This window comes from Actinoplanes sp. G11-F43 (assembly GCF_050589265.1).
In the GTDB taxonomy this organism is placed as follows: Bacteria; Actinomycetota; Actinomycetes; order Mycobacteriales; family Micromonosporaceae; genus Actinoplanes.
The window spans coordinates 1-19,509 of the sequence record NZ_JBNZCE010000031.1; the positions used below are offsets into that span (position 1 = coordinate 1).

General features: G+C 65.8%; 20 protein-coding genes and 1 pseudogene. 11 read left to right on the top strand and 10 right to left on the bottom strand.

What is annotated here, in order from left to right:
- Positions 1 to 1,431 precede the first annotated feature (1,431 nt).
- Together ACQ0O7_RS33265 and ACQ0O7_RS33270 are read right to left on the bottom strand one after the other, a co-directional pair.
- Complete coding sequence (locus ACQ0O7_RS33265; protein WP_430788225.1) at positions 1,432 to 2,025, bottom strand: CGNR zinc finger domain-containing protein; 594 nt, start codon at positions 2,023 to 2,025, stop codon at positions 1,432 to 1,434.
- 48 nt (positions 2,026 to 2,073) lie between these two features.
- Positions 2,074 to 2,223 (bottom strand): annotated as a pseudogene (locus ACQ0O7_RS33270) (BTAD domain-containing putative transcriptional regulator); the annotation flags it as partial.
- 176 nt (positions 2,224 to 2,399) lie between these two features.
- Between ACQ0O7_RS33270 and ACQ0O7_RS33275 the strand changes: the two are divergent.
- Entirely contained in the window at positions 2,400 to 2,651 is a 252-nt protein-coding gene (locus ACQ0O7_RS33275) for a hypothetical protein (RefSeq protein ID WP_430788088.1), read from the top strand.
- Between the two features lie 66 nt (positions 2,652 to 2,717).
- Here ACQ0O7_RS33275 and ACQ0O7_RS33280 read toward each other — a convergent pair whose 3' ends face one another.
- Together ACQ0O7_RS33280 and ACQ0O7_RS33285 are read right to left on the bottom strand one after the other, a co-directional pair.
- On the bottom strand, positions 2,718 to 4,043 hold the full coding sequence (locus tag ACQ0O7_RS33280) for a PD-(D/E)XK nuclease family protein (RefSeq protein WP_430788090.1): 1,326 nt from the start codon (positions 4,041 to 4,043) through the stop codon (positions 2,718 to 2,720).
- 124 nt (positions 4,044 to 4,167) lie between these two features.
- Positions 4,168 to 4,893 (bottom strand): hypothetical protein, encoded by a 726-nt coding sequence (locus tag ACQ0O7_RS33285; RefSeq protein WP_430788092.1) that lies wholly within the window; start codon positions 4,891 to 4,893, stop codon positions 4,168 to 4,170.
- A gap of 264 nt (positions 4,894 to 5,157) precedes the next feature.
- On the opposite strand from ACQ0O7_RS33285, the gene ACQ0O7_RS33290 reads away from it, so the two are divergent.
- The gene (locus tag ACQ0O7_RS33290; RefSeq protein ID WP_430788094.1) at positions 5,158 to 5,781 is read left to right on the top strand and encodes a hypothetical protein; all 624 of its coding nucleotides are present in this window, start codon (positions 5,158 to 5,160) and stop codon (positions 5,779 to 5,781) included.
- A gap of 333 nt (positions 5,782 to 6,114) precedes the next feature.
- On the opposite strand, the gene ACQ0O7_RS33295 is transcribed toward ACQ0O7_RS33290, so the two are convergent.
- The 6 genes from ACQ0O7_RS33295 to ACQ0O7_RS33320 form a co-directional block, all read right to left on the bottom strand.
- Positions 6,115 to 7,296: a hypothetical protein gene (locus tag ACQ0O7_RS33295; protein WP_430788098.1), complete on the bottom strand. Its 1,182-nt coding sequence runs from the start codon at positions 7,294 to 7,296 to the stop codon at positions 6,115 to 6,117.
- A gap of 481 nt (positions 7,297 to 7,777) precedes the next feature.
- Positions 7,778 to 8,044, bottom strand: a complete 267-nt coding sequence (locus ACQ0O7_RS33300; protein WP_430788100.1) for a hypothetical protein — start codon at positions 8,042 to 8,044, stop codon at positions 7,778 to 7,780.
- 231 nt (positions 8,045 to 8,275) lie between these two features.
- On the bottom strand, positions 8,276 to 8,854 hold the full coding sequence (locus ACQ0O7_RS33305) for a hypothetical protein (protein WP_430788102.1): 579 nt from the start codon (positions 8,852 to 8,854) through the stop codon (positions 8,276 to 8,278).
- 92 nt (positions 8,855 to 8,946) lie between these two features.
- Entirely contained in the window at positions 8,947 to 9,516 is a 570-nt protein-coding gene (locus ACQ0O7_RS33310) for a hypothetical protein (RefSeq protein WP_430788104.1), read from the bottom strand.
- 611 nt (positions 9,517 to 10,127) lie between these two features.
- Positions 10,128 to 10,574 (bottom strand): prepilin peptidase, encoded by a 447-nt coding sequence (locus tag ACQ0O7_RS33315; protein ID WP_430788106.1) that lies wholly within the window; start codon positions 10,572 to 10,574, stop codon positions 10,128 to 10,130.
- 460 nt (positions 10,575 to 11,034) lie between these two features.
- The gene (locus ACQ0O7_RS33320) at positions 11,035 to 11,355 is read right to left on the bottom strand and encodes a winged helix-turn-helix transcriptional regulator (protein WP_430788108.1); all 321 of its coding nucleotides are present in this window, start codon (positions 11,353 to 11,355) and stop codon (positions 11,035 to 11,037) included.
- Positions 11,356 to 13,490: 2,135 nt separating this feature from the next.
- On the opposite strand from ACQ0O7_RS33320, the gene ACQ0O7_RS33325 reads away from it, so the two are divergent.
- Genes ACQ0O7_RS33325 through ACQ0O7_RS33365 form a run of 9 tightly spaced genes read left to right on the top strand, consistent with a single transcriptional unit; the run spans position 13,491 to position 19,487 of the window.
- Positions 13,491 to 14,174 (top strand): SAF domain-containing protein, encoded by a 684-nt coding sequence (locus ACQ0O7_RS33325; protein ID WP_430788110.1) that lies wholly within the window; start codon positions 13,491 to 13,493, stop codon positions 14,172 to 14,174.
- Between the two features lie 28 nt (positions 14,175 to 14,202).
- Positions 14,203 to 14,946, top strand: a complete 744-nt coding sequence (locus ACQ0O7_RS33330) for a hypothetical protein (RefSeq protein ID WP_430788112.1) — start codon at positions 14,203 to 14,205, stop codon at positions 14,944 to 14,946.
- The gene (locus ACQ0O7_RS33335) at positions 14,943 to 16,247 is read left to right on the top strand and encodes a CpaF family protein (RefSeq protein WP_430788114.1); all 1,305 of its coding nucleotides are present in this window, start codon (positions 14,943 to 14,945) and stop codon (positions 16,245 to 16,247) included. Before ACQ0O7_RS33330 ends, ACQ0O7_RS33335 begins: the two co-directional genes overlap by 4 nt.
- A 2-nt stretch (positions 16,248 to 16,249) precedes the next feature.
- The gene (locus tag ACQ0O7_RS33340; RefSeq protein ID WP_430788116.1) at positions 16,250 to 17,107 is read left to right on the top strand and encodes a type II secretion system F family protein; all 858 of its coding nucleotides are present in this window, start codon (positions 16,250 to 16,252) and stop codon (positions 17,105 to 17,107) included.
- Positions 17,104 to 17,970: a type II secretion system F family protein gene (locus ACQ0O7_RS33345; RefSeq protein WP_430788118.1), complete on the top strand. Its 867-nt coding sequence runs from the start codon at positions 17,104 to 17,106 to the stop codon at positions 17,968 to 17,970. Before ACQ0O7_RS33340 ends, ACQ0O7_RS33345 begins: the two co-directional genes overlap by 4 nt.
- Positions 17,971 to 17,987: 17 nt before the next feature.
- Positions 17,988 to 18,197, top strand: a complete 210-nt coding sequence (locus ACQ0O7_RS33350) for a hypothetical protein (RefSeq protein WP_430788120.1) — start codon at positions 17,988 to 17,990, stop codon at positions 18,195 to 18,197.
- Complete coding sequence (locus ACQ0O7_RS33355; RefSeq protein ID WP_430788122.1) at positions 18,182 to 18,595, top strand: hypothetical protein; 414 nt, start codon at positions 18,182 to 18,184, stop codon at positions 18,593 to 18,595. The genes ACQ0O7_RS33350 and ACQ0O7_RS33355 overlap by 16 nt, the downstream gene beginning before the upstream one ends.
- Positions 18,592 to 19,026, top strand: coding sequence for a pilus assembly protein (locus tag ACQ0O7_RS33360; RefSeq protein WP_430788124.1), 435 nt, complete (start codon positions 18,592 to 18,594; stop codon positions 19,024 to 19,026). The genes ACQ0O7_RS33355 and ACQ0O7_RS33360 overlap by 4 nt, the downstream gene beginning before the upstream one ends.
- The gene (locus ACQ0O7_RS33365; protein ID WP_430788126.1) at positions 19,026 to 19,487 is read left to right on the top strand and encodes a hypothetical protein; all 462 of its coding nucleotides are present in this window, start codon (positions 19,026 to 19,028) and stop codon (positions 19,485 to 19,487) included. The genes ACQ0O7_RS33360 and ACQ0O7_RS33365 overlap by 1 nt, the downstream gene beginning before the upstream one ends.
- Positions 19,488 to 19,509: the final 22 nt, after the last annotated feature.

Consider the following 19,509-nt stretch of genomic DNA (forward strand, 5'->3'; position numbering starts at 1 on the left):
CGCTGTGTCCATTCCGGACAGCCAACGCCCGGCCAACAACCCAAATCTCACTCAACGTGACATTCATGAGTGTCGACCAGGTTTTGGATGGCTCTCCTAGCACTTACATCGTTATTGTCCCGTTCCGGAAGCTTCCGGCGGAGGTTGTGAGCGCGGCTGGTGATGACTTCGTATCATGGGGAAGCCTCCATGCAATACGCGCCTCGCACCGGACCGGCACGCCAAAACTCCGCCAAGGAGCGGGCGCCTTACGGTTTCGGGTTGAGGCACGTGAGCCATTCGGTGCAATTTCGGCCGCCGAGGACCAGGTTCGCCGCCTGACTGCTCGGACCGTTGTTGGCCTCTCGTCAGCTCAGGTCGAGGCCGCCTCGGATGCTTTGGTCGGCCGAGGTGAGGAATCGCTCAGGTGGCGGCCGTTTCGGAGCTGGCGTAAGGATGTAGTGGTTCCATCGATACAGCGGAATGAGCTTCTCTTGCGCCGCTCCTACCCCGACGTCACTGAAGCTCTGGACGACGCCTTTGAGCTACTTGCCAGCGCAGGCACCTCCACCACGTGGGCTTCAGTAGCAGCAACCTGGGCAGTTGTGGAGGGCCTCCTTGCTCCACTAGACGACTCCGGAGCCAGTGCAGCCGATAGAATGGCTGGCATTGTTGCATGCAGTTGGCCGAGGGCTGAAATGACGCAAATAGTTGATGTCTTAATAGCCGCTGGTGGCGAATTCGGTGATCGCCTTAAGGGGCAACCTACCGTCACGGACCGCCTCGACCTCCTGGACGGCCTGCTGACGCAGGGGAAAGATGTGCAGCTAACCCAGCCAGCCGACATGGCCGCTCTAGCTCGAATGCGGTCCCTCTATCAAAATCCCCCTGCCGTTCTTTCGAGGGTTCGCTCATACTACTCAGATGCATTTCGTAGGCTGTACCAGCAGCGCAACCTAGTGATGCATACAGGCAGGTCGAACTCTATCGCATTGGCACCAACGCTTCGCACCGTCCCGGTCTTAGTTGCTGCAGGAGTCGATCGTCTGGTGCACGCGGCATTTCAGCCAAGTCCTGCAACGCCTGCCGCCCTCTCGGCGCGGGCTTCAGTTGAATTAGGGCTCGCGGGAATCCCGGGCGGAAAGAGACTGCACAGACTGTTGGATTGATAGTTTTTGATCATGCAGTTCGATGTGGTGAGCTGAGAGAACCGCCTCAATAGGGCAGTGTCACTATTCGGAGCACCGATAATCACCTCTCCCGCACCTCGAACGCACTCAACTCGGCTACTTGAGCGTGCTTGCCAAAAAGGTGGTTGCATGCCTGACTGCAGTTTTCCATGACCAAACGCTGCCGACTGGGTCGCCCGGGTGGGGGCCGCGTCAGAACCAGCGGCCGGGCCCCGGCGGAGCGATGACTCAGCAGGTATGCCAGGGGTGCTGCGGTTGCTGGTCATTGAGCAGAGCTGTCAGCGTGCTGGCCACACGTCGCGAGGTTGCATCGGCGGCGTGTGCCGGTCTCGTCGAGGAACAGCCAACCGCATCGAGGGTTGGGGCAGGCACGGACGATGAATCGGCGTGGATCGGCCAAAAGCTCCGCAGCGCTCCATGCGATGGCGTGGGTCGGCAGGTGGAGGTGGCTGTCTGGATTCGGTTGCCATCGGCCGCGCCCGGCGTTGTTCCAGGTGTACGTCATAGCGCGCGCCGCCGACTCGGCATGGCGTGCGACGGCACCGAACGCCACTTGGTCATCGGTGTCGGTGAGGCAGCGATAGAGATGGCTCCGTAGCGCGAGCGCATCCTCGATGAGGCGCCCCGCTTGTCCTGGATCCCACTTCGCCTGCTCGAGTAGGCGGTTCACTGCGGCTTCGTCGATCAGGTTCACGTACCCGGTCCACACCGCGAGTGCTCGATACGTGGGGAGCCAGTCGTTGCCCGGCAGCAGGGTTCGATGCCAGCCGGCGTAGGTGTTGCAGAAGTCCAGGGCGGGGTGATCGCCGACGGTCCACGGCATGTCTTCACCGTTCACACGGACTTCGTAGGACAAGTGGCGAATCTGGTCCGGTGGGTGCTCGACACGCACGATCCGGCGCTGAAGCTCGCGTAGCTGTCGTCCTGGCTCGGCACCGAGGTTCTTGATGAGGGCTTTTCGGGTGGCCTCGTACAGGAGTAGCGCGTCGGCCGGCCTGCCGGCCCGGTAGAGGTATGTAGTAGGACCGTTTCCATGCCGCCGCAACGCCAGCATCGGCGGCTAAACGCGCGTCTGATGGCGAACCCTGACGGCGAAGTGCCACTTCACGGCAACAAGGCCGATCCGCTGCGACGCCCGATCTGCGGCAGATGAGCGCGTTCAGGTTTCCTGTCCGCCTCTGTTAGCGATAACGGTTGAACGGTCATGGCCCAGCTGGCAACCTCATGCCCGTGCCACCAGATGATGAGCATGAAGTCACGCTTCGCCTGACCTCCGGCGAGGCGTTGGTGCTGTTCGACTGGCTGCACCGGTGCGGGGATTCAGATCGCGTCCTGCCGCCGGAGCATCATGGCGAGCAGGTGGCTTTGTGGAACCTTTCCGCCCTGCTGGAGCGCGAGTTGGTCGAGCCATTTCGGTCCAACTACCGAGATCTAGTGGACCGGGCGCGAGTCCGTCTCGCTGGCGAAGAGGGCTCATCCTGAGAGCCTGAGCTCGACGTGGCTCTTCCGCCAAGGCTGAAGCGCTCTCGGCGGCATGTGAGTGCGCCACTACGATTTAGGAGGTTCGGCTGCGTTGGAAGCCTGGAGGGCACCGACCGTCTCGGCGGTTTGGACCGTCTCAACCAAGAAGATCTCATCGAGTGGGCCGGAAAGCGTCCTCCAGCCGTCCTCGACCGCGTTGCGGCAAGTCTCAGTAAGGCTTTCCAGCTCCTCGTCTGAGCCAGTCGGCTTGACAAAGCGCCACCACAGCCATCCCTGTGCGATCTGCGAATGATTCCAGCCAAGCTTCACGGCGTGCTCCTCTAATCTTTCTGTCAGGAGCTTCGCCAACCGATCCTTCGCGAGACTCTTCGCGTGATAGATCCGCACACCAACATAGGGCCACGTGGAGTCGCCGTCAATCAGCAGGCCCGGTCCATGCCATTGCAGTGCAATCGTCGCCTGTAAAGCACCGAGTTGCCAGGCAGGGCGAGTTAGCTCATACGTCGTGTAGGCCGCGTTAGAGGTCCAGCCGTAGTCAGCTTTGGCGAGGATGGCGGGGTCGATGCTGTCCATGCCAAGTTCGACAGCGGCCTCAACTTCCTTCACTGCCTCGTCGCGCAAGGCTGCCCATTCCTCGATCTGACTCCGGTGGCGCAGGTAGAACTTGGTCTTGTCGTCCGGCATCGTGATTCCTTCACCGTTTAGAGTTTCCCAGAAGTCTCGGGCGCCGGCCGACGCGCCGTTCAATAGCGGAGCCATGAGCTTTCCAATGTCGTGCCAGGTCAGCGTTACCCAGCCAGAGGGGGCGTCATGATCCTGACCGTCTCTTGTCAGGTAAACGAACGTGGCTGCCTCGTCCGCCCAGAGTTTGACGAGCCGAGCACATTGGTCGCCATGCTGCTTAGCGTTGTATTTAGCCTCAACTACGACACATGAACCGCCGACGCGCACGACAAGGTCAGCGCGGGTGCGTGTCCCATCCTGGGTGTACCGCGTCTCTTCTACAGTCACCCGTACCGGTGCCGCGGTGTCGAAGGGTAAGCCAAGCCTGTCGAACAGCCCACGAACAACCTGATCACCCAGTCCGTGGTGGTCCTCGGGCCGCAAGATCCAGGCAAGGCATGCAACGAGCTTTACCTCAAGGTTGTGAACTCCTAAAACCTCTAGCAACGTCCGTTTTCCGGTACGCCACCGCCCGGCCGCCTTGATCTCAGAAGTTTCCCGGGCTAACTCATCCAGCCGGCTCTCCCACTGTCCGACCTGCGCACGAGTAATCCCGGCCCATTCGTCAGCGAGTTCCCGCAGCCGCTGCTCGTAGCTAATCACGGTTCCGATGCTCTCAGGTCCGAACGCATCGGCGTGGGTGGGCCGCCGGTCGGCCGGTAGCGTCATCCGGCTGCGGTACTCTCTGCTCCCACCACACCGACTTGCTCCGCGGGGAGCCGCTCGGCGTCTGCGGGAGATGAGGATGTCGTCAGATACGAGAGATGGCTGATTTGCCTCCGCCTTCTTGTGCTCAAATCTCAGCCAGGCCCCAGCCCACGGCTGGGTTGATCATTCGGTTCTTCGGACGGCGTTGATCTGCGGGAATTTCGTCGTCAGCGATGTGCCGATTGGGAGCGGGCAAGTGCAGTTCTTGGATCGTCACCACGTAACGCTGCCAACCCGACCCTGCTTGGAATCTAGCCAAACGTAGTGTCGCTTGGCCTAGTGGGTACTCAGGATCTCGCTGCGCCCGGCCCCGGAACCAAACGTCCGAGATGCCCGCTGGGAGAACAAGGTCCTCGACGTGCTCCGTTGCTCCATCATCATACGAATCGGACAACCGGTAGAAATGATGACCGCCGTCCTTGTGCGAACGCGCAAAAAGGAAGAGATGCCGCTCATCCGCCGACTGTGACAGAAGTTTGTCGATGTTCTCGCGGGCCCAGTCCTCTGCGAGCATCTCGGCGCACACCTCTGCCAGCTGGTTCCAGCGCAAAGGGATTGATCCACTCTCGACCTGCGGCTGCCCCGCCTTCTTAGCTCGCGCCCATGTACCCATCAGCCTCTCAGCTGGAGGTGAGGTGATCTCTACGACGCCCGTGCGTTGCCGGCCACCGGGGTAAACCCAGGTGCCGTCAGGTTTCTTGTCACCAGCACCTGCATCCGCAAGCATGATATCGACGCCGAGCACCTGCTCGAGGGCCAGAAATGCTATCTCTTCTTCACGGCTCGCCTTCGCGCTGGCCAGGTTGCTCATGCGCTGGAGGATAGCGAGGTGTGGCTAGCGAGCGCAGGCGAGATGCTCTGTCGGTTCCGTTCGTAATCAAGGCCCAGAGCGGGTCTGCGGGTCTTGCGATGCGCTCAATCGGATGGCGTCTTTGACCTGCTCGCGCATCAACGCATAGGGCAGAGTTGCCCTCAGCGGCAAGTGAGGATGCCGCACGGCGGTGGCCTCCCGTCGTTCGAAGCGCTCCCATCGCCGCCTATGAACCGTCACCTCTACGGCGTACCGTCAGCAGCCGTGACCACCGTTCTTCTGCTCACGGCCACTGAGACTGCCCGCGAGGACCCGTCCGTTACCGACTGGGTCACCGCCGCTGCGGCCATCGTCGCCCTCGCCCTGTCCATTTGGGCTTTGGCCTTCAATAGGCGGAGCGCCGCAGCAGCTGAGGACGCCGCCGTGACCTCCCGGCAGGCCTCGGACCATGCCCGCACCGCTGCCGAAGCCGCAGAAAAGGCCACTCGCGTTGAGCTGGACCGGGAACACGATCGCCGGGCGCCAGACCTGAGTATGGCGACGTGGCAGCTGAACAAGGAGGCGCTTGACCCGGCCGAGTGGCGCGATTTATACACGTTCACCGTCGCCCGCCCCTACCTAATTAAAGCCATTGGGGTTTGGGCCGGCGGGGCACGTAAGGAACTTGATGTGAAACCAGAGCGTATCGGGTTCGGAACCGAGGTCAGTGTTGTAGTTAACACCCGCGGTAATGCCGCACCACCCACAAGCGTGGAGCTACTTTTCTGGCCTTACCGTCCGCGTAGAGGGCAGGCGTGGTTTTGCGCATGCGGCCGACCGGCGAGCCCGGACGACGGTGATGGCGCCGGGCATTGGATTCGGGAAATCACGGTGCCGCGACTTGGCTGAACGCCTGTCTGGGCTCCCGCCCATATTGTGAGTCATTCGGTGCACTCTCTTCGGCATGAGTGCGCAACGCCCCGTCATGCACGGCCGATCCAGAGCGTGGCGGAAAGTGACTCAACTGCCCCGCGCTGACCTCGCTGCGCGCTCCATCTAGAGGTCTGGGCTCCCACGCGAGCTGGCCGTGCCGCCGTCTCTTTCCGCTTCGGCGGAAGGTGGCGGCCTTTTTCCGTCGTAGCCGATCGGGAGACATCCGATCATTCTGCGATCGCTGCCCACGACGATCGCCGCCGTGCCCGTCCCGGTGGTGATGATCGGCTTTGGTCGGCGGCGTTGCGTTCAGTCTGGTTCGTCTGAGCGCAGACTTGCCGGCAGGTCGGCGGCGACCAGCTGGGCCAGTTCGTACAGAAACGGTGGCAGGAGCACCGGCAGCAGCTCGAACTGCCCATCGGGCACCAGCAACCGCAGCCGGCTCATTCCGGTAGCCAGGGACAACAGCATCACGGCGGTGCTCGCCTGAGCCTTGGGCGATGGAGCAGGGTCGAGCAGTGCCTGGCGCAGCAGCAGCCGGTTGAGCGCGAAGGCGATGCCGTAGAACCACTGCTGGAGGCCCGGTAGGTCGGGTGGGGGCATGCCGGCCGCGATCGCGTCCAGTTCGGCTTCCACGGTGTCGCACAGTGACACCGCCCAGCGGTGCATCTCGTCAACGGCATGCCAAGCCGCCCGCAGTTGGGTGAGGGAGGCTTCGGTGACGATCTGGGTCAATTCGTCACGGGCATCGCCGGCCGGAAGCAGGTTCAGGCCGTGGCCGTCGTTGATATCGGCAAGGGCGGGCCCGCCGTCGGGGTATTCGAGCATGGAGGCGACCGGGACGGCCGCGCCGGGGGGTGCCAGGGCCCGAGAGAACGCGGCGAGGTCGGCGTCCACGAACTCGTTGGTGCCGCCCAGCACTGCGGAGACAGCCGTGGTGAGGAGGTCCCGGGTGGTGTACGGCTCGGTCTCGGTGGGGCCTTTGTCGAACGCGGCCACCTCGGACGCCGCGAAGGAGATGCCGGCGGAGGCGATGCGGGCGTCGATGTCGCGCAGGCGCTGGGGTAGCAGCGTTGTCTTGCTGCCGTGTTTGTGGGCCAGTTCGTCCGCGACGTCGCCGATCCAGGTGCTGCGGTCGCCGGCCTCGTACGGTCCGAGTAATGCGTCCTGCCGGAAGTCGGTGGCGGTCAGCCACGCCCGGCGCACGGTCGGTTCCGGGATCGGTAGGCCGGCTCCGAATGCCTGCAAGGCAAGGTCGTCGGGGCGGCGGCCCGGGCGGGCGTGGGCGCTGAGCCACACCACCAGGTCGACCGCCTCGGCCGGGGCTGCCGAGCTACTGCCCCGGCCTTGCCCGGCTCCGTGCCGGTTGTTGCGGACCAATAGCCCTGCCGTCCGCCACCGTTCGAGCTGGGTGAAGGTGGCAGTGGCTCCTCGTTCGCCGGCGGCGGCGAGCAGTGCGGTGTCTGCGGGACTCGGAATCTTGCGGGCCACGATCTGGAACCGTACCGCTCCTGGCCGGTTTGGAGCCCCGCGAGCTTGTCAGGAACCGGACGTTCGCCAGCTGGTTCCTTTATGTGACACGAGGCGATCGGCCTCTCGGCCACGAAGGAGTGAACGGTTTCATGATCAGCGAAAATGGCTCTTCCACCCCGAATTCACCGGGGTCCCCACGGTGGACCCTGATCATTGCGGCAGGCGGAGCCGCAGTCGCCGGATTGCTGGCCGCGTACAGCCCAGCGTGGGCAGTCGGTGTGAGCACTGCGGCGGCCCTCTACACCACGATCCGTGAGCATCTCCAGCGGTAACATCTCCCCTTCTCGCTGGCCATTCGGCAGGAAGGTTCGTGTAAGCGCACCGAGGAGCTGATCCTGAAGGTCGTCACCGCGGTACACGGGCGCCCGTGTACCGGCCATCCGCAGAACAGGCCGGGTCGGACCCCTATGGCCACCCGACCAGCACGAGAGCTTCGGAGTCAGGCGAACCAGTCATCGCCGTTGTCACCTTCGTCGATACGATGAATCTCGCAGTCCGTCGTCGGCTCGGTCTCATCAACTTGCCAAGCCGAGCGGATCCTCGGATCGAGATCGAGGACATTCGGGGCACGCTCGGCGGCGTCCGCTGCCTCCTGCCACGACGGGTACGGGCCGATGACGGCGAATCGGAGCCTTCGCCCCGGCGACAGATTGGCCCACAGCCAGAACCTGGCCTCACTGTCGTCTGCATCGTCGTCCGAACCCATGAGCACCTCCCAGCGCTGTGCTCCGCTCACGAAAAGGCCAAATCACTGACTCAGCGCATCGGAGATCGCAAATCGCGATGCAATCCTGATGCCGTAGACGCCCCTCCGACTCACCGGCGCGCCCGCGCCGATCCGGGAAGGCACAAGCCGACCGGCAGCGCCCTTGGCGACCAGGGTGAGCCCCGAGCGTCCGTTGGCCGATGCCAGTGTTCGAGGGAGAACTGGTAAGTCCTACCCGGTCTCGGTGCGGTACCAGAACCAGTCGGGCAGGTCGGGCTTTTGCAGGCCGATCTCGGTCAGTGCCGCATCCAGAAGGCTGTCCCAGTCACTGGGTGAGTCGTGGACCATGGATTCCTCGTCGTCGGCTTCGTCGTCCTCGTCGTAGTAGGCGGCCTCGATGGCGTCCAGATCGCTGACGGAGTCGCCCACAACTAAGACGTAGAGGGGTGGCGCCGGCCGGTCGAGATCGCGCAGCGGGGATGAAGGTGGCAGGTGTGGTTCGATGGTTGGTGGGGCGCTGGCCTCACGGGTCCATCCCGGCGGGGAGATCTCGACTGCGGCGTCGAACAGGAACGGCGTCTGGATCTCGTAGGCGATGCGCTGCCGCAGGGTCAAGTCGTGATTCAGGCCCTTGGCGATCTCCGTGGTGGCCAACGCCGCGAAGTCGTGGGTGGGATTGGCCTCGTCGTACCAGGGGGTGACCAGCCGACTGCCAGGTTGCATCCCTTTGAGTGCCCAGCGGCCTGGGCCGCCGAGCTTGAAGCCATATGCCTGGAAGGTGTGAATCATGGCTGCCTCTCGCTTGAGCAATCCTGCGATGGTGCGCTTGCTAGGCGTGAGCTGTTGGCCCTCGTCCGGAATAAAGCGGAGCCGCCCACGAGAGCGGCTTGGGCGACAGGCGTCTACGGCTTGAGGGCGGGCCGGGCGAAGTAGGCGGCGACTTCTGCAAGGCCGTGAATGAGGGCGGGGCCTGGCATGCTCGCGTACCGCCGGGTCGGGATTTCACGCTCCACGAGGTCGGCCCAGAGACAGACCACGGGATTCTCGCCGGGTGCCGGGTGGCCGGGAACGGGCAGCAGATGACCGGCGGCGACCAGGAGATAGGAGGCCTCCTGCACCACCGCTTTCCCGATACGGCCGAAGGAGCCATGCCAGGACCAGAGTGCGTCCCGGTCGCATCCGGGCACGAGGCAGAGGTGCTCGATCGCCTGCCGCAGTGGGGTCAGGCGAGGGCATGCCCAGGCGGCCAGCTCCGTACCCGTCACAGCCGCCGGGTGTTCGTTGAGGCTGCGCGCGAGCGCGTAGGTCAGCAGCGCTGTCGTATCGATCAAGAGCGCCTGGCGGGGGATGACACTCGAGGTGTCGATCCACGTGTGCTCGCCCCCCAGTAACCTCGCTGTGCGCCGGGTCGCCGCATGCCACCAGCTGGTGTCGCCGCCGGTGAGCATCTCGGTGTAAGCGTGAAGATGCACCTCACTTTGCTATCAGCACAGTTTGACGCCGGTCAATCACTCGTGAGGGTGGCACGACCCGGCCTCCTGCCATATCGGCCTTTGCCGCCAGCTGCCGGTCGGCAGAGATCTATCGGCGCCCCGGCTGACAGGGAGCGGCGCCTGCGGTGATGCCATCCCCGCGTTCGAACCGCTCCGAATCGGGCGCGAGCTCGTAAAGGGAGGCGATAGGACGCCTGTGCGACACGCCCCAACGTCGTAGCACCGCAGCCCCGATAGCACTAGTGTTCGATGATCGGTGGCGGAGTGGTGCGGGTTGCCGGCAGAGAGGGTGTTGCGATGAGTAAGTCAACGCGGGAGTTGATCTGGGTCTTTCGGCCGGCTCAGGATCGACCGGCTGATATCCAGACGTTGGCGGGTGGATCGATCTTCGGGGTAGGGAAGGCCGGGGCGGACGGCACAGCGTTGGTGGTTCTGCGGGACGGGTCGCGGGTCTTGGCGCAGCAGTCGGAGATCGTGACGGAGTAACCCTCCGCGGTTATTGCGTCCGGGATCGGCCAGTGGATGCCGGCCAGCCGGGGGCCGGAAGGCGGGCGAGGCGGGCTTCGTCGGCCGGGCCCCGGCCCGGCCGGTCATGTGGTCAGCGGTCCGGTGACGATCGAGGCGAGCACGGCGCCGGCTATCAGAAAGGGACCGAAGGGGAGATAGGCCGCTCCTTCGGTGCCTCGTCTGAGCTGCGCACGAGCGAATGGGAACGCCAATAGGTATGGCAGCGTCAGCCCCAGAAGCACCGCGCTCCAGCTGTGGGCACCGAGTGCACCGCCAAGCACTGCGGCAAGGCGCACGTCACCGAGGCCAACGGTGTGCGGTAACGCCAGAGCGAGCAGCAGGTAGAGACCGCCAACAGCCAAGCCGCCCAGCACCGCCGAGCCGATCGACCGCGGGTTCCCGGCGGCGCTGGCCGCGGCAAGGGCGCCGGTGCCCACGACGACTGCGAGGCCCGTGACGAACGGGATGGGTAGCCGCATGACAGCGAGATCGATGAGTGACAAGATCACCCCCACCTGAATGATGATCATCCAGCACGCGAGCATGACTAGGTTCCCGCCGGTCGCACCGGGAGATCGCCAGTACAGGATCGCACTTGCCACGGCCACCAACGAACTGGCGATCCACCACGGCTGGGGGCAGTTCGAGCAGGCGGAGCCGAGACGGACCCAACCTGGCCATCCACGGGGAAACGCGCGATCACATCGGGTACACCCGCCTCGCGGATTGTCGCCGGCCTCAACCGACAGACGATAGGCAATTCGCGGCCACCCAGCCGCCGCCACACCGCTCATCACGGCGACGACCAGAATCACCAGGAACTCCAGGTCGGGCTCCTGGCGCAGCTTCGGCTAGCCATCACCGCAGCGCTCCGGTCAACTGGCGCCGGCCGGCACCGGGGAAGCCATTGAGGTCGATGGCCGCCGACAGCAAGCGAGCCCGGAACGAGAACGGCCTCGGTCGTGAACCAACCCACCGACTGAACAGTCTTCATGAACGGCGCGAGCGGTCACCCTCGTCGATGACCTCATCCCATCTCTTCATGTCCGCTACAAACTTGCGGAGGGCCGGGAGCGCCTGCGCCCCCTTCGCCGTGAGGGCATAACGAGATTCACCACTGTCGTCATGACGGATCAAGCCGTACCTGAGCAGACGGTCCACCGCAGCAGCGTGCGTCTTGGGATTGAAGTTGCCGCAGTGACGTTGCAGCTCGTTGAACCGCTTCGGTGACTCCGCCAGGGAGGCAAGAATCTCAAGCGTCCACCGGTATCCCAGCAGTTTGAGCGTGTCGTAGATCGTGTCGAGATCCACCCATCCCTCTCCCGTCAGGAATACCCAGAGTGGCGGTGCCCTGCGCGAGTGTAGTCGGATAAGCGTGAAGATCTAGACTAATTTCGATGTTGGAGTCCAATTCTGGGCTCCACTGGGCCCTCGGTCCCGCCATTGGTTACCGCGTCGCAACATCGGCTTCACAGGCGGCAAATCCGGCGTCGGATTCATCGCCTGCGCGAGTTCAACCAGCGAACCGATCAGCCCAGCACCGACATCCGTGAGCGCGTACACGGTGCCAGGCTCATCGAAGTCAAGCGTTCCCGACGCGGCTTCAGACCGGCGCACCAGGTGCACGGCGATCAACCACCGAAGGGAATCGAGGTACCCACCCTGCACGCCCACCGCCAGGGCCTCCCGAGTGGCCGATCCACCATGGCCGAGGAGAACGAGGAGAACGGGGACAGCGCCGGGAGCGCCGGCCAGGACCTGAACCAGCTGCGACGGGGGGCGCTTTTCACGTGCGCTCATCTACCGGTCTCCTTGAGGATTTTTCGAGAGTGTAGGACGCCTCGATGCGTAACCAAGTGTCGCTAACCCGACAGTTGATGCCGGTATTATTCATATATACGAGTATTTGAAAATCACACTCGGTGTGTATCACCAGGCACTTTCCGTGAGGTAAGTGGTGTTGCAGGAAGTGGGGGTGTTCGGTGTAGAAGCTTTGTGGACCTTTCTTCATCGATGCCTGTCGGGGGTAGACGTGCGCAAAATTCAGCCACGCGGTGCCGCAGTCGCTGCGGGGATCGCATGGTGCCTCCTCTGCGCCGGATGCTCCCCAAGTCCGCCCCCCTCTCCTTCAAGCCCAACAGCTCCTGGTCCGGCGACCCCCGCCGAGTCACGAAGCGCCGGAACCACGGCGCTAGACGCACTCACCGCATATCAAGGGATGTGGAAGGCATACACGGCAGCACTAGGAGTCCCTGACCCGAAGCATCCCGATTTAGCCCGCTACGCCGATGGGGAGGCACTTGAGCTCCTGGCCACCGGGATTCAAGAAACCAAGGCTGGAGGCCTCAAAGGCATCGGCGACGTCGCACTGAATCCCGAAATTGCATCAGCCTCCCCGGCGGATACGCCAACCACAGTCGAGATCATCGATTGCCTCGACAGCACCAATTCACGACTAGTTCGGGCCTCCCCCGGACTTCCATACAGCGACTCACCTGGAGGAAAGCGTCGCACCACTGCAACGGTCAGCTTCCAATCCACCGGCTGGAAGGTCACAAGCTTCGCGGCACAGGAGGTGGGAACGTGCTGAGCTGGCGCATCCCCCTCGCTGTCGTAGCCTCAGCCTTCCTGTGGGTTATGACGGGGGCACCAGCCGTCGCGGACGGCATCAAGCCGGTGGGTTGCGATCGAATCCCCAAGCCAGCGAGGTGCACCGTCACGGTCGGCACACCAAGTCATGACGGAAACCAGAATGATGGCCCGGGTGGTGGAAATGCTGGCGGCGGCTCCGGGAAAGATGACGGGACCTGGAACGGCTGCGTCTATGAAGCAGCTCCGGGAAGTCCGTCCCCTCCTGCGGGTAAGACCTCCGAGGACGGCGCCTGGTACGTGGAGGTTTGCCTCATCGGTGACGGTAAGGGTGGTCCGCGGACCAGCGCGCCGGTGTGGATTGATGGTCCTGCGCCGACGGTAGACCCGGCGGATATCGCTCAGCAGGCGGTCTCGCAGTTGACGCTTCCGCTGCCTGACGTCGTGGTCAATCCGAATCCGCCCGCTCGGCAGTTCACTCACTTTCCGACCTGGTTGTGGCTTGGTGGCTCCTCCTGGGCGTCGCAGACCGCGACGGCGTCCGTTCCGGGGCTGTCGGTTACGGCGGTGGCGAGGCCGAAGAGGTTGGTCTTTTCTCCCGGCGACGGCGCTAAGAGCGTGCGTTGTGTCGGGCGTGGTACGCCGTGGGTGGCCGGTATGGATCCGGACAAGAAGTCGCCTACCTGTGGTCACACCTACGCCAGGGTGGGGTCCTTCACGATCACCGCGACCGTGACCTGGCAGATCAGCTGGTCCGGGGGTGGGCAGGCCGGCACCGTTCCGGATCTGACCACCACGTCCAGCCGCAGTCTCACCGTTACCGAATCTCAAGGTCTCAATACGACACGGGGTTAACCATGTCTTCCTCCGCAACGCTCGACGCGTCACGGTCGAGCGGTACTACCGGCTTGCCTGTCAACGGTTCTTCTGGTCCGGTCATCCGGCGCCGGGTCAGTGTTCACCGGGTATTGCTCGCTGCGTTGCTGATTCTGGGTTTTGCTCTGGCCGGTGCGGTGGTGGCCAACAGAGTGGACACCCGGGTGCCGGTGTTGGCCGCCGCGCACGACATCGCCGCTGGGCAGATGATCACCGAGGTCGACCTCGTGGTGGTGCGTGTGGCTGCCGAGTCCGGGGTGGCGACATTGCCGGACGCGCAGCGCTTGGCGGTGGCCGGGCGGACGGCGGCGATACCGGTGGCGGCGGGCACGCTGCTGCATGACGGCCTGTTCGGGGAGTTGGCATGGCCTGTGGCCGGACAGTCGGTGATCGCTGTCGCGGTCAAGCCGGGTCGTGCTCCGGCCGGGTTGACCGCGGGGTCGCCGGTCACGGTGCTGATCGTTCCGGTTGCCGGCGCGGGCGGCGGTGACGCGGCGGGTTTAGGGGCGGTGGTTCAGGCGCGAGCGACGGTGGTGTCGGTGGAGCAGGCTGCCGACCAGTCGGGGCAGCAGATCGTGTCGCTGCTGCTGGCCGGGAACGACGCTACGAAGGTCGCCTCGGCCACCGGGGAGGCGACTTTGATTCAGCTCGGTGCGGGGCGGTGACCCGACTGTGTTGATCACTGTGTGCTCGGTGAAGAACGCCCCGGGCGCCACCACTCTTGGCCTGGGTTTGGCCGCTTTGTGGCCAGAGAAGGCGCTGCTGGTGGAGTGCGATCCGGAGGGCGGCGATCTGGCGGCCCGGTTCGGTCATCACCCGCAGCCGGGGTTGACCGGTCTGGCGGCCGTTGCCCGCGCTGAGGGCGCCCGGGTGGATCTCGGTGACCACGTGCAGCGGCTCGGGGTGGGGGCGTCGGTGGTGCTGGCACCGCCGGGCGATGCGGCGGCGGCTGCGGTACAGACTCTGGCGTACGCCGGCACCGAGGTGTTGCGCCGTGCCGCTGAGAACGACGCCGTCATCGTCGATGTGGGGCGGCTGGTGCGTGGTGGTCCTGGGCTGAGGTTGGCCGCAGTCGCGGATCACGTGGTGGTCGTGGCCGGTGCGCAACTGTCGGACGCGTTGCAGGTGCAGGCCCGTCTGCGGTGGCTGCGTCCGGAGCTGTCCGGCCGGTTGTGGCTGGTCCGCTCCGGTGATGACGGCTATGACGCGGCTGAACTCGGTCGGGTTCTGGGTGTGCCGGTGCTGGGTGAGATGCCCACGGGCCGTCTGGTCGCCGGGGTGCTTACCGGCCGGTTGCAGGTGCCGAACTGGCGGCGGCTCAAGCTCGCGCGGGCGATGCGGGACATGGCGCTGACTCTCGTCACGGCCCAGCCGGCGTCGATGCTGCCGCCTGTTCCTGCTGCTGAGCAGCTTGTCCCGGTGGAGGTCCGGTCGTGAGCGTGGTTCAGCAATCCCGTACCGGCTGGCAGGCGTCGGTGAACCAGCCGTTGATCGACGAGTTGCGGCAGCAGGTGGCGTCCCAACTCGCCGCCTCCGGTGCCCGGTTGTCGGGCCGGGAACGTGACCAGCGGGTCGACGATCTCGTTCGTGTCGCGTTGGACGCGCATGCTCAGCGGCGGCTCGCTGCGGGGGCGTTGCCGTTGGATCCGCCGGTGGAGAAGGCGGTGGCCAAGGCTGTCCGGGACGCGATGACGGGGATGGGGCCGCTGCAACCGCTGCTGGCCGATCCCACGATCACAAACATCTTCATCAACGGTGGCACCGTCTGGGTCAAACGCACCGACGGCAGCAAGGTTCGGGTGCCAGCGATCACCAGCACCGCTGACGAGTTGATCGCGTTGATCCGGGACATCGCGGCCCGGGCCGGTGCCGACGAGCGCCGTTTCGACCGTGGTGTGCCCCGGGTGTCGGTCCGGCTACCGGACGGGTCGCGGTTGTTCGCCACTCTGCTGGCGAGGGAACCGTCGGTGTCGATCCGCAAGCACACCCTGTTGCAGACCAGCCTGGACGAGTTGGCGATCACGTACGGTGCGATGGACGGCGGCCTGCGGGATCTGCTCACCGCGATGGTCCTGGCCCGCCGCAACATCGTCATCTGCGGTGGCACGGACACCGGCAAGACCACCTTCCTGCGGGCGATGGCCAAGGCGATCCCGCCGCACGAGCGGCTCATCACGATCGAGGACACCGACGAGCTCGGGCTCGACCTGGACCCCGATCATCCCGACTGCACCGCGCTACAGGCCCGCGAACCCAACGTCGAGGGTGAGGGTGGGATCGACTTGGCGGAGCTGGTGCGGTGGGCGCTGCGGATGTCGCCAGACAGGGTCATCCTCGGCGAGGCCCGTGGCGGTGAGGTGGTGCCGCTGCTCAACTGCATGAGCCAGGGCAACGACGGCTCGATGGGCACCATCCACGCGTCGTCGTCGAAGCAGGCGTTCAGCCGGCTGATGACCTACGCCGCCCAGTCGGCCGAGCGCCTGCCGTTCGAGTCGACCGCGCCGCTGATCGGCGGCGCCGTGCATTTCGTGGTCCACCTGGCCTGGTCGACCGACGGGGCCCGGGTTGTCTCCTCGATCCGGGAGGTCCTGCACGCCGAAGGAGCCGAGGTCATCTCCAACGAGGTGTTCAAACCGGGCCCTGACCGGCGTGCTATGCCCGCCGCTCCGCTACGCACCGACACTCTCGGTGAGCTGATGTCCGCCGGTTTCAATCCCGACGCCATCCGGGGCTGGTGACGATGCGGGCGTTGTTCGCGTTGTTCGGTGCGGGCGCCGGTGTCGCCGTGCTGGTGCTCATCGGTGGGCTACGGCCGCGACCTCGACCGGACCGGCCCGGGCGCGGCGAACGCCGCCGTGCTCTCACCGGGGTGGCCGCGCTGCGTATCGCTGCGGTCCTCGGCGTCGGCGCGGTCGTCGGCGCGGCGACCCGGTGGCCGGTCGCGGCGCTGCTGGCGGCCGTGGCCGTGTGGGCGTTACCGCGCGTGCTCGGCCCGGACCGGGGGCAGCAGCGCACGTTGGCCCGGGTCGAGGCGATCGCCGCGTGGGCCGAGGATCTGTCCGGCACGCTGCGGGCGGCGGCCGGCATCGAGCAGACGATCCTGGAGACGGCCACTGTCGCCCCGGTCGAGATCCGTGACGAGTTGGCCCGGCTGACCGAGGCCGTGCGTGCCGGGATCCGGCTGCCGGACGCACTGCGCGCGTTCGCCGATGACTTGTCCGACCCGACTGCTGACATGGTCGCCAACGTGCTGCTTCAGGCGTCGCAGTATCAGGCCCGCGACATCGCCGTCGGCATCTCCGGGGTCGGCCGGCGGGCTCGCCGGCAGGCCACCTCCCGGATGCGGATCGCCACCGGGCGGGCCCGGGTGCGTACCGCCACCCGGATCATCGTCGCCGTCATGCTGGCCACCCCGGTCGGGTTGGCCGTGTTCGCCGGTGACTTTCTCGCCCCCTACGGCACCGGGATCGGGCAGGTCCTGCTCGCCGTGTTCGGAGCGATGTTCGCCGGCGTCATCGTCTGGATGGTCCGCACCGGCCAAGTCCGTGACCTGCCCCGCATCCTCACCGGCCACGACGAGCAGGTGGTGACGCCGTGACCGCACTGATCCTGATCGGCGCGGGCGTCGGAGCGGGTCTCATGCTGCTGATCAGCGCCGTGGTGCCGGCCCGGCCGCCGCTGGCGTACGCCATCGAGACGTTGCGTCACCGGCCGCCGCCGGCCTTGTACGGCCGACAGCGGTGGCAGCAGCTGCTCGGCTCGCCGTTGCAGCACCTCGGTCTTCCTCGCGAACGTGTGCGCAAGGACCTGGCCGTGCTGGAACGCGATCCCCACGAGTTTCTCGCCGGCCAGGTCGGACTCGCCGCGCTCGGCCTGCTCGCCCCGCCGGCCACTGTCGCGGGCCTGAACGTCATCGGTGCCGGCATCGGTTGGACCGTTCCGCTGTGGCTGGGCCTGGCGCTGGCCGCAGGCGCGTTCGTGGTCGGTGAGTTGTCGGTGCACGAGGAGGCCGAACAACGGCGGCTGCTGATGCGCCATACCCTCGCCGCGCTGCTCGACATCGTCCCTCCCGCGCTCGCGGCCGGCGCCGGTATCGAGCAGGCACTCACCGATGCGAGCTCGATCGCCGAAGGTTGGGCCGCGCGCCGTATCCGCCAAGCCTTGACCACTGCCCGGGTGAGTCGTCAGCCGATCTGGCAGCCGCTGCGCGAGCTCGGTGAGCAGACCGGTGTCGTACAGCTCGAACAGCTCGCCTCCACCCTGCAACTGGCCGCCGGCGAGGGCACCCGTATCCGCGAGGCATTACAGCAACGCGGTGAGGCCCTCGCCGACCGGATCACCGCGGACATGGAGGCTGACGCCGAATCGGCCACAGAGCGTATGAGCGTGCCGCTCATGGCTCTCACCAGCATCTTCCTGCTGTTTCTGATCTATCCGGCCATCGCCTCGATCACCACCTGAACCCTCAAGGAGCCGTCATGCACCGCAATCCCCTGCTGACCGTCATCGTCTACCTGCACACCGGCCTCCAGGCACGTGTCACCGAGCTGCGTCGTGATCCTGAGCGGGGCAGCCACGCCACCGAATATGCGATCGGTATCGGTGCCGGCGCGGCGATCGTGCTCGGCCTCTACGCGGCCTACAAGACCGGCGTCGCTCAGATCATCGAGCGGTGGGTGTTCCAGTAGTGCCCCCGCCCTTTCGCCGGCCCGGCCACCGACGTCGTCTACGGCACGACGACCGCGGCTCCGTCGCCGTGGAACTCGCCGTCGGCGCTCCGATCCTGCTCGCCTGCGTCGTGCTGTTGCTACAGGCCTTCGCCTGGGGCATGGCCTACCACGCCTCGTTCGCTGCCGCCAATCAGGCTGCGCAGACCGCTCGGGTGATCGGCGGCAGCAGTGCCGCCGGGCACGCCGCCGCCCGCACCGCGCTGCACGAACTCGGCAGCCCGTTCCTCAAACGTTCGTCAGTGACCGTGTCCCGCGGCACCGCCGTCACCGCCGTGACGGTGAGCGGCGCTGTCCGTGGACTGCCGGTGCCGGTCACCGTCACCGTGCAGGTACCCACCGAGAGATTCGTCCCATGACAGTTACTCCCGCCGACAGCCCGCGGCGAAAGAGGGCCGACGACCGCGGCTCTATCGCCGCGGAACTCGCCCTCGCCGTGCCCCTGCTGGTGCTGCTGATCTTCCTGCTCGTCGGGGCCTTCAACATGGGCCGGGCCAACATTGACGTCCACACCGCAGCGGGCGCCGCCTCCCGGGCCGCATCACTGGCGCGAACCTCCACCGGTGCGACCACAGCGGCCCACGCAAGCGCCACCGCCAACCTCGGTGACGACTGCGCGCGGGTGTCGGTGTCCGTCGACAACGGTAACTTCCGGCCCGGCGGCACGGTCACCGTCTCCGTGGCTTGCTTCGTGCCCACCCGCGGGCTCAGCCGTGTCGGCCTGCCCTCCACGGTGACGATCACCAGCTCCTCGACCAGCCCCATCGACAGGTACCGGGCGGACACCTGATGCCCCCGTCACGAGACGTTCCCGGCGTCCCCGACCGCCCACACCGCTCCAGCAGGCCGCCGGCCCGCGACGACGGGGCCGTGGCCGTCATGTTCCTGTTCATCGGCCTGATCGCTATCGTCGCCGCAGCCGGGCTACTCGGCGGCAGCGCCGTGTTCGCCGCCCGTTCTCATGGTCATGATCTCGCCCAAGGCGCAGCCCGCGCGGGCGCCCAAGAAATCGACACCACCGCCTACCGCATCGACGGCACGCTGCGCCTCGACCCGGCCCGCGCCGCCCACGCCGCCAAACGGTTCCTGGCCATCGGAGGTGCCACCGGCATCGTCCAGGTGAGCGCCGCGCAGATCACCGTCACCGCCACCAGCCGGCAGGCAACCCCGATGCTGCGCATGTTCGGCATCACCACGATCACCGTCACCTCGACCGCAGCGGCCACCCCCACCCTCGGCCCTGCGACCTGACACCTTGCGGGAGCGTGAAAAA

Coding starts and splice junctions, on each gene's coding strand:
- ACQ0O7_RS33280 (WP_430788090.1), bottom strand. CDS start 4,043: ATGACGCTACCGGCCGACCGGCGGCCCACCCACGCCGATGCGTTCGGA.
- ACQ0O7_RS33285 (WP_430788092.1), bottom strand. CDS start 4,893: ATGAGCAACCTGGCCAGCGCGAAGGCGAGCCGTGAAGAAGAGATAGCA.
- ACQ0O7_RS33300 (WP_430788100.1), bottom strand. CDS start 8,044: ATGGGTTCGGACGACGATGCAGACGACAGTGAGGCCAGGTTCTGGCTG.
- ACQ0O7_RS33315 (WP_430788106.1), bottom strand. CDS start 10,574: ATGATCATCATTCAGGTGGGGGTGATCTTGTCACTCATCGATCTCGCT.
- ACQ0O7_RS33325 (WP_430788110.1), top strand. CDS start 13,491: ATGTCTTCCTCCGCAACGCTCGACGCGTCACGGTCGAGCGGTACTACC.
- ACQ0O7_RS33340 (WP_430788116.1), top strand. CDS start 16,250: ATGCGGGCGTTGTTCGCGTTGTTCGGTGCGGGCGCCGGTGTCGCCGTG.
- ACQ0O7_RS33350 (WP_430788120.1), top strand. CDS start 17,988: ATGCACCGCAATCCCCTGCTGACCGTCATCGTCTACCTGCACACCGGC.
- ACQ0O7_RS33360 (WP_430788124.1), top strand. CDS start 18,592: ATGACAGTTACTCCCGCCGACAGCCCGCGGCGAAAGAGGGCCGACGAC.
- ACQ0O7_RS33365 (WP_430788126.1), top strand. CDS start 19,026: ATGCCCCCGTCACGAGACGTTCCCGGCGTCCCCGACCGCCCACACCGC.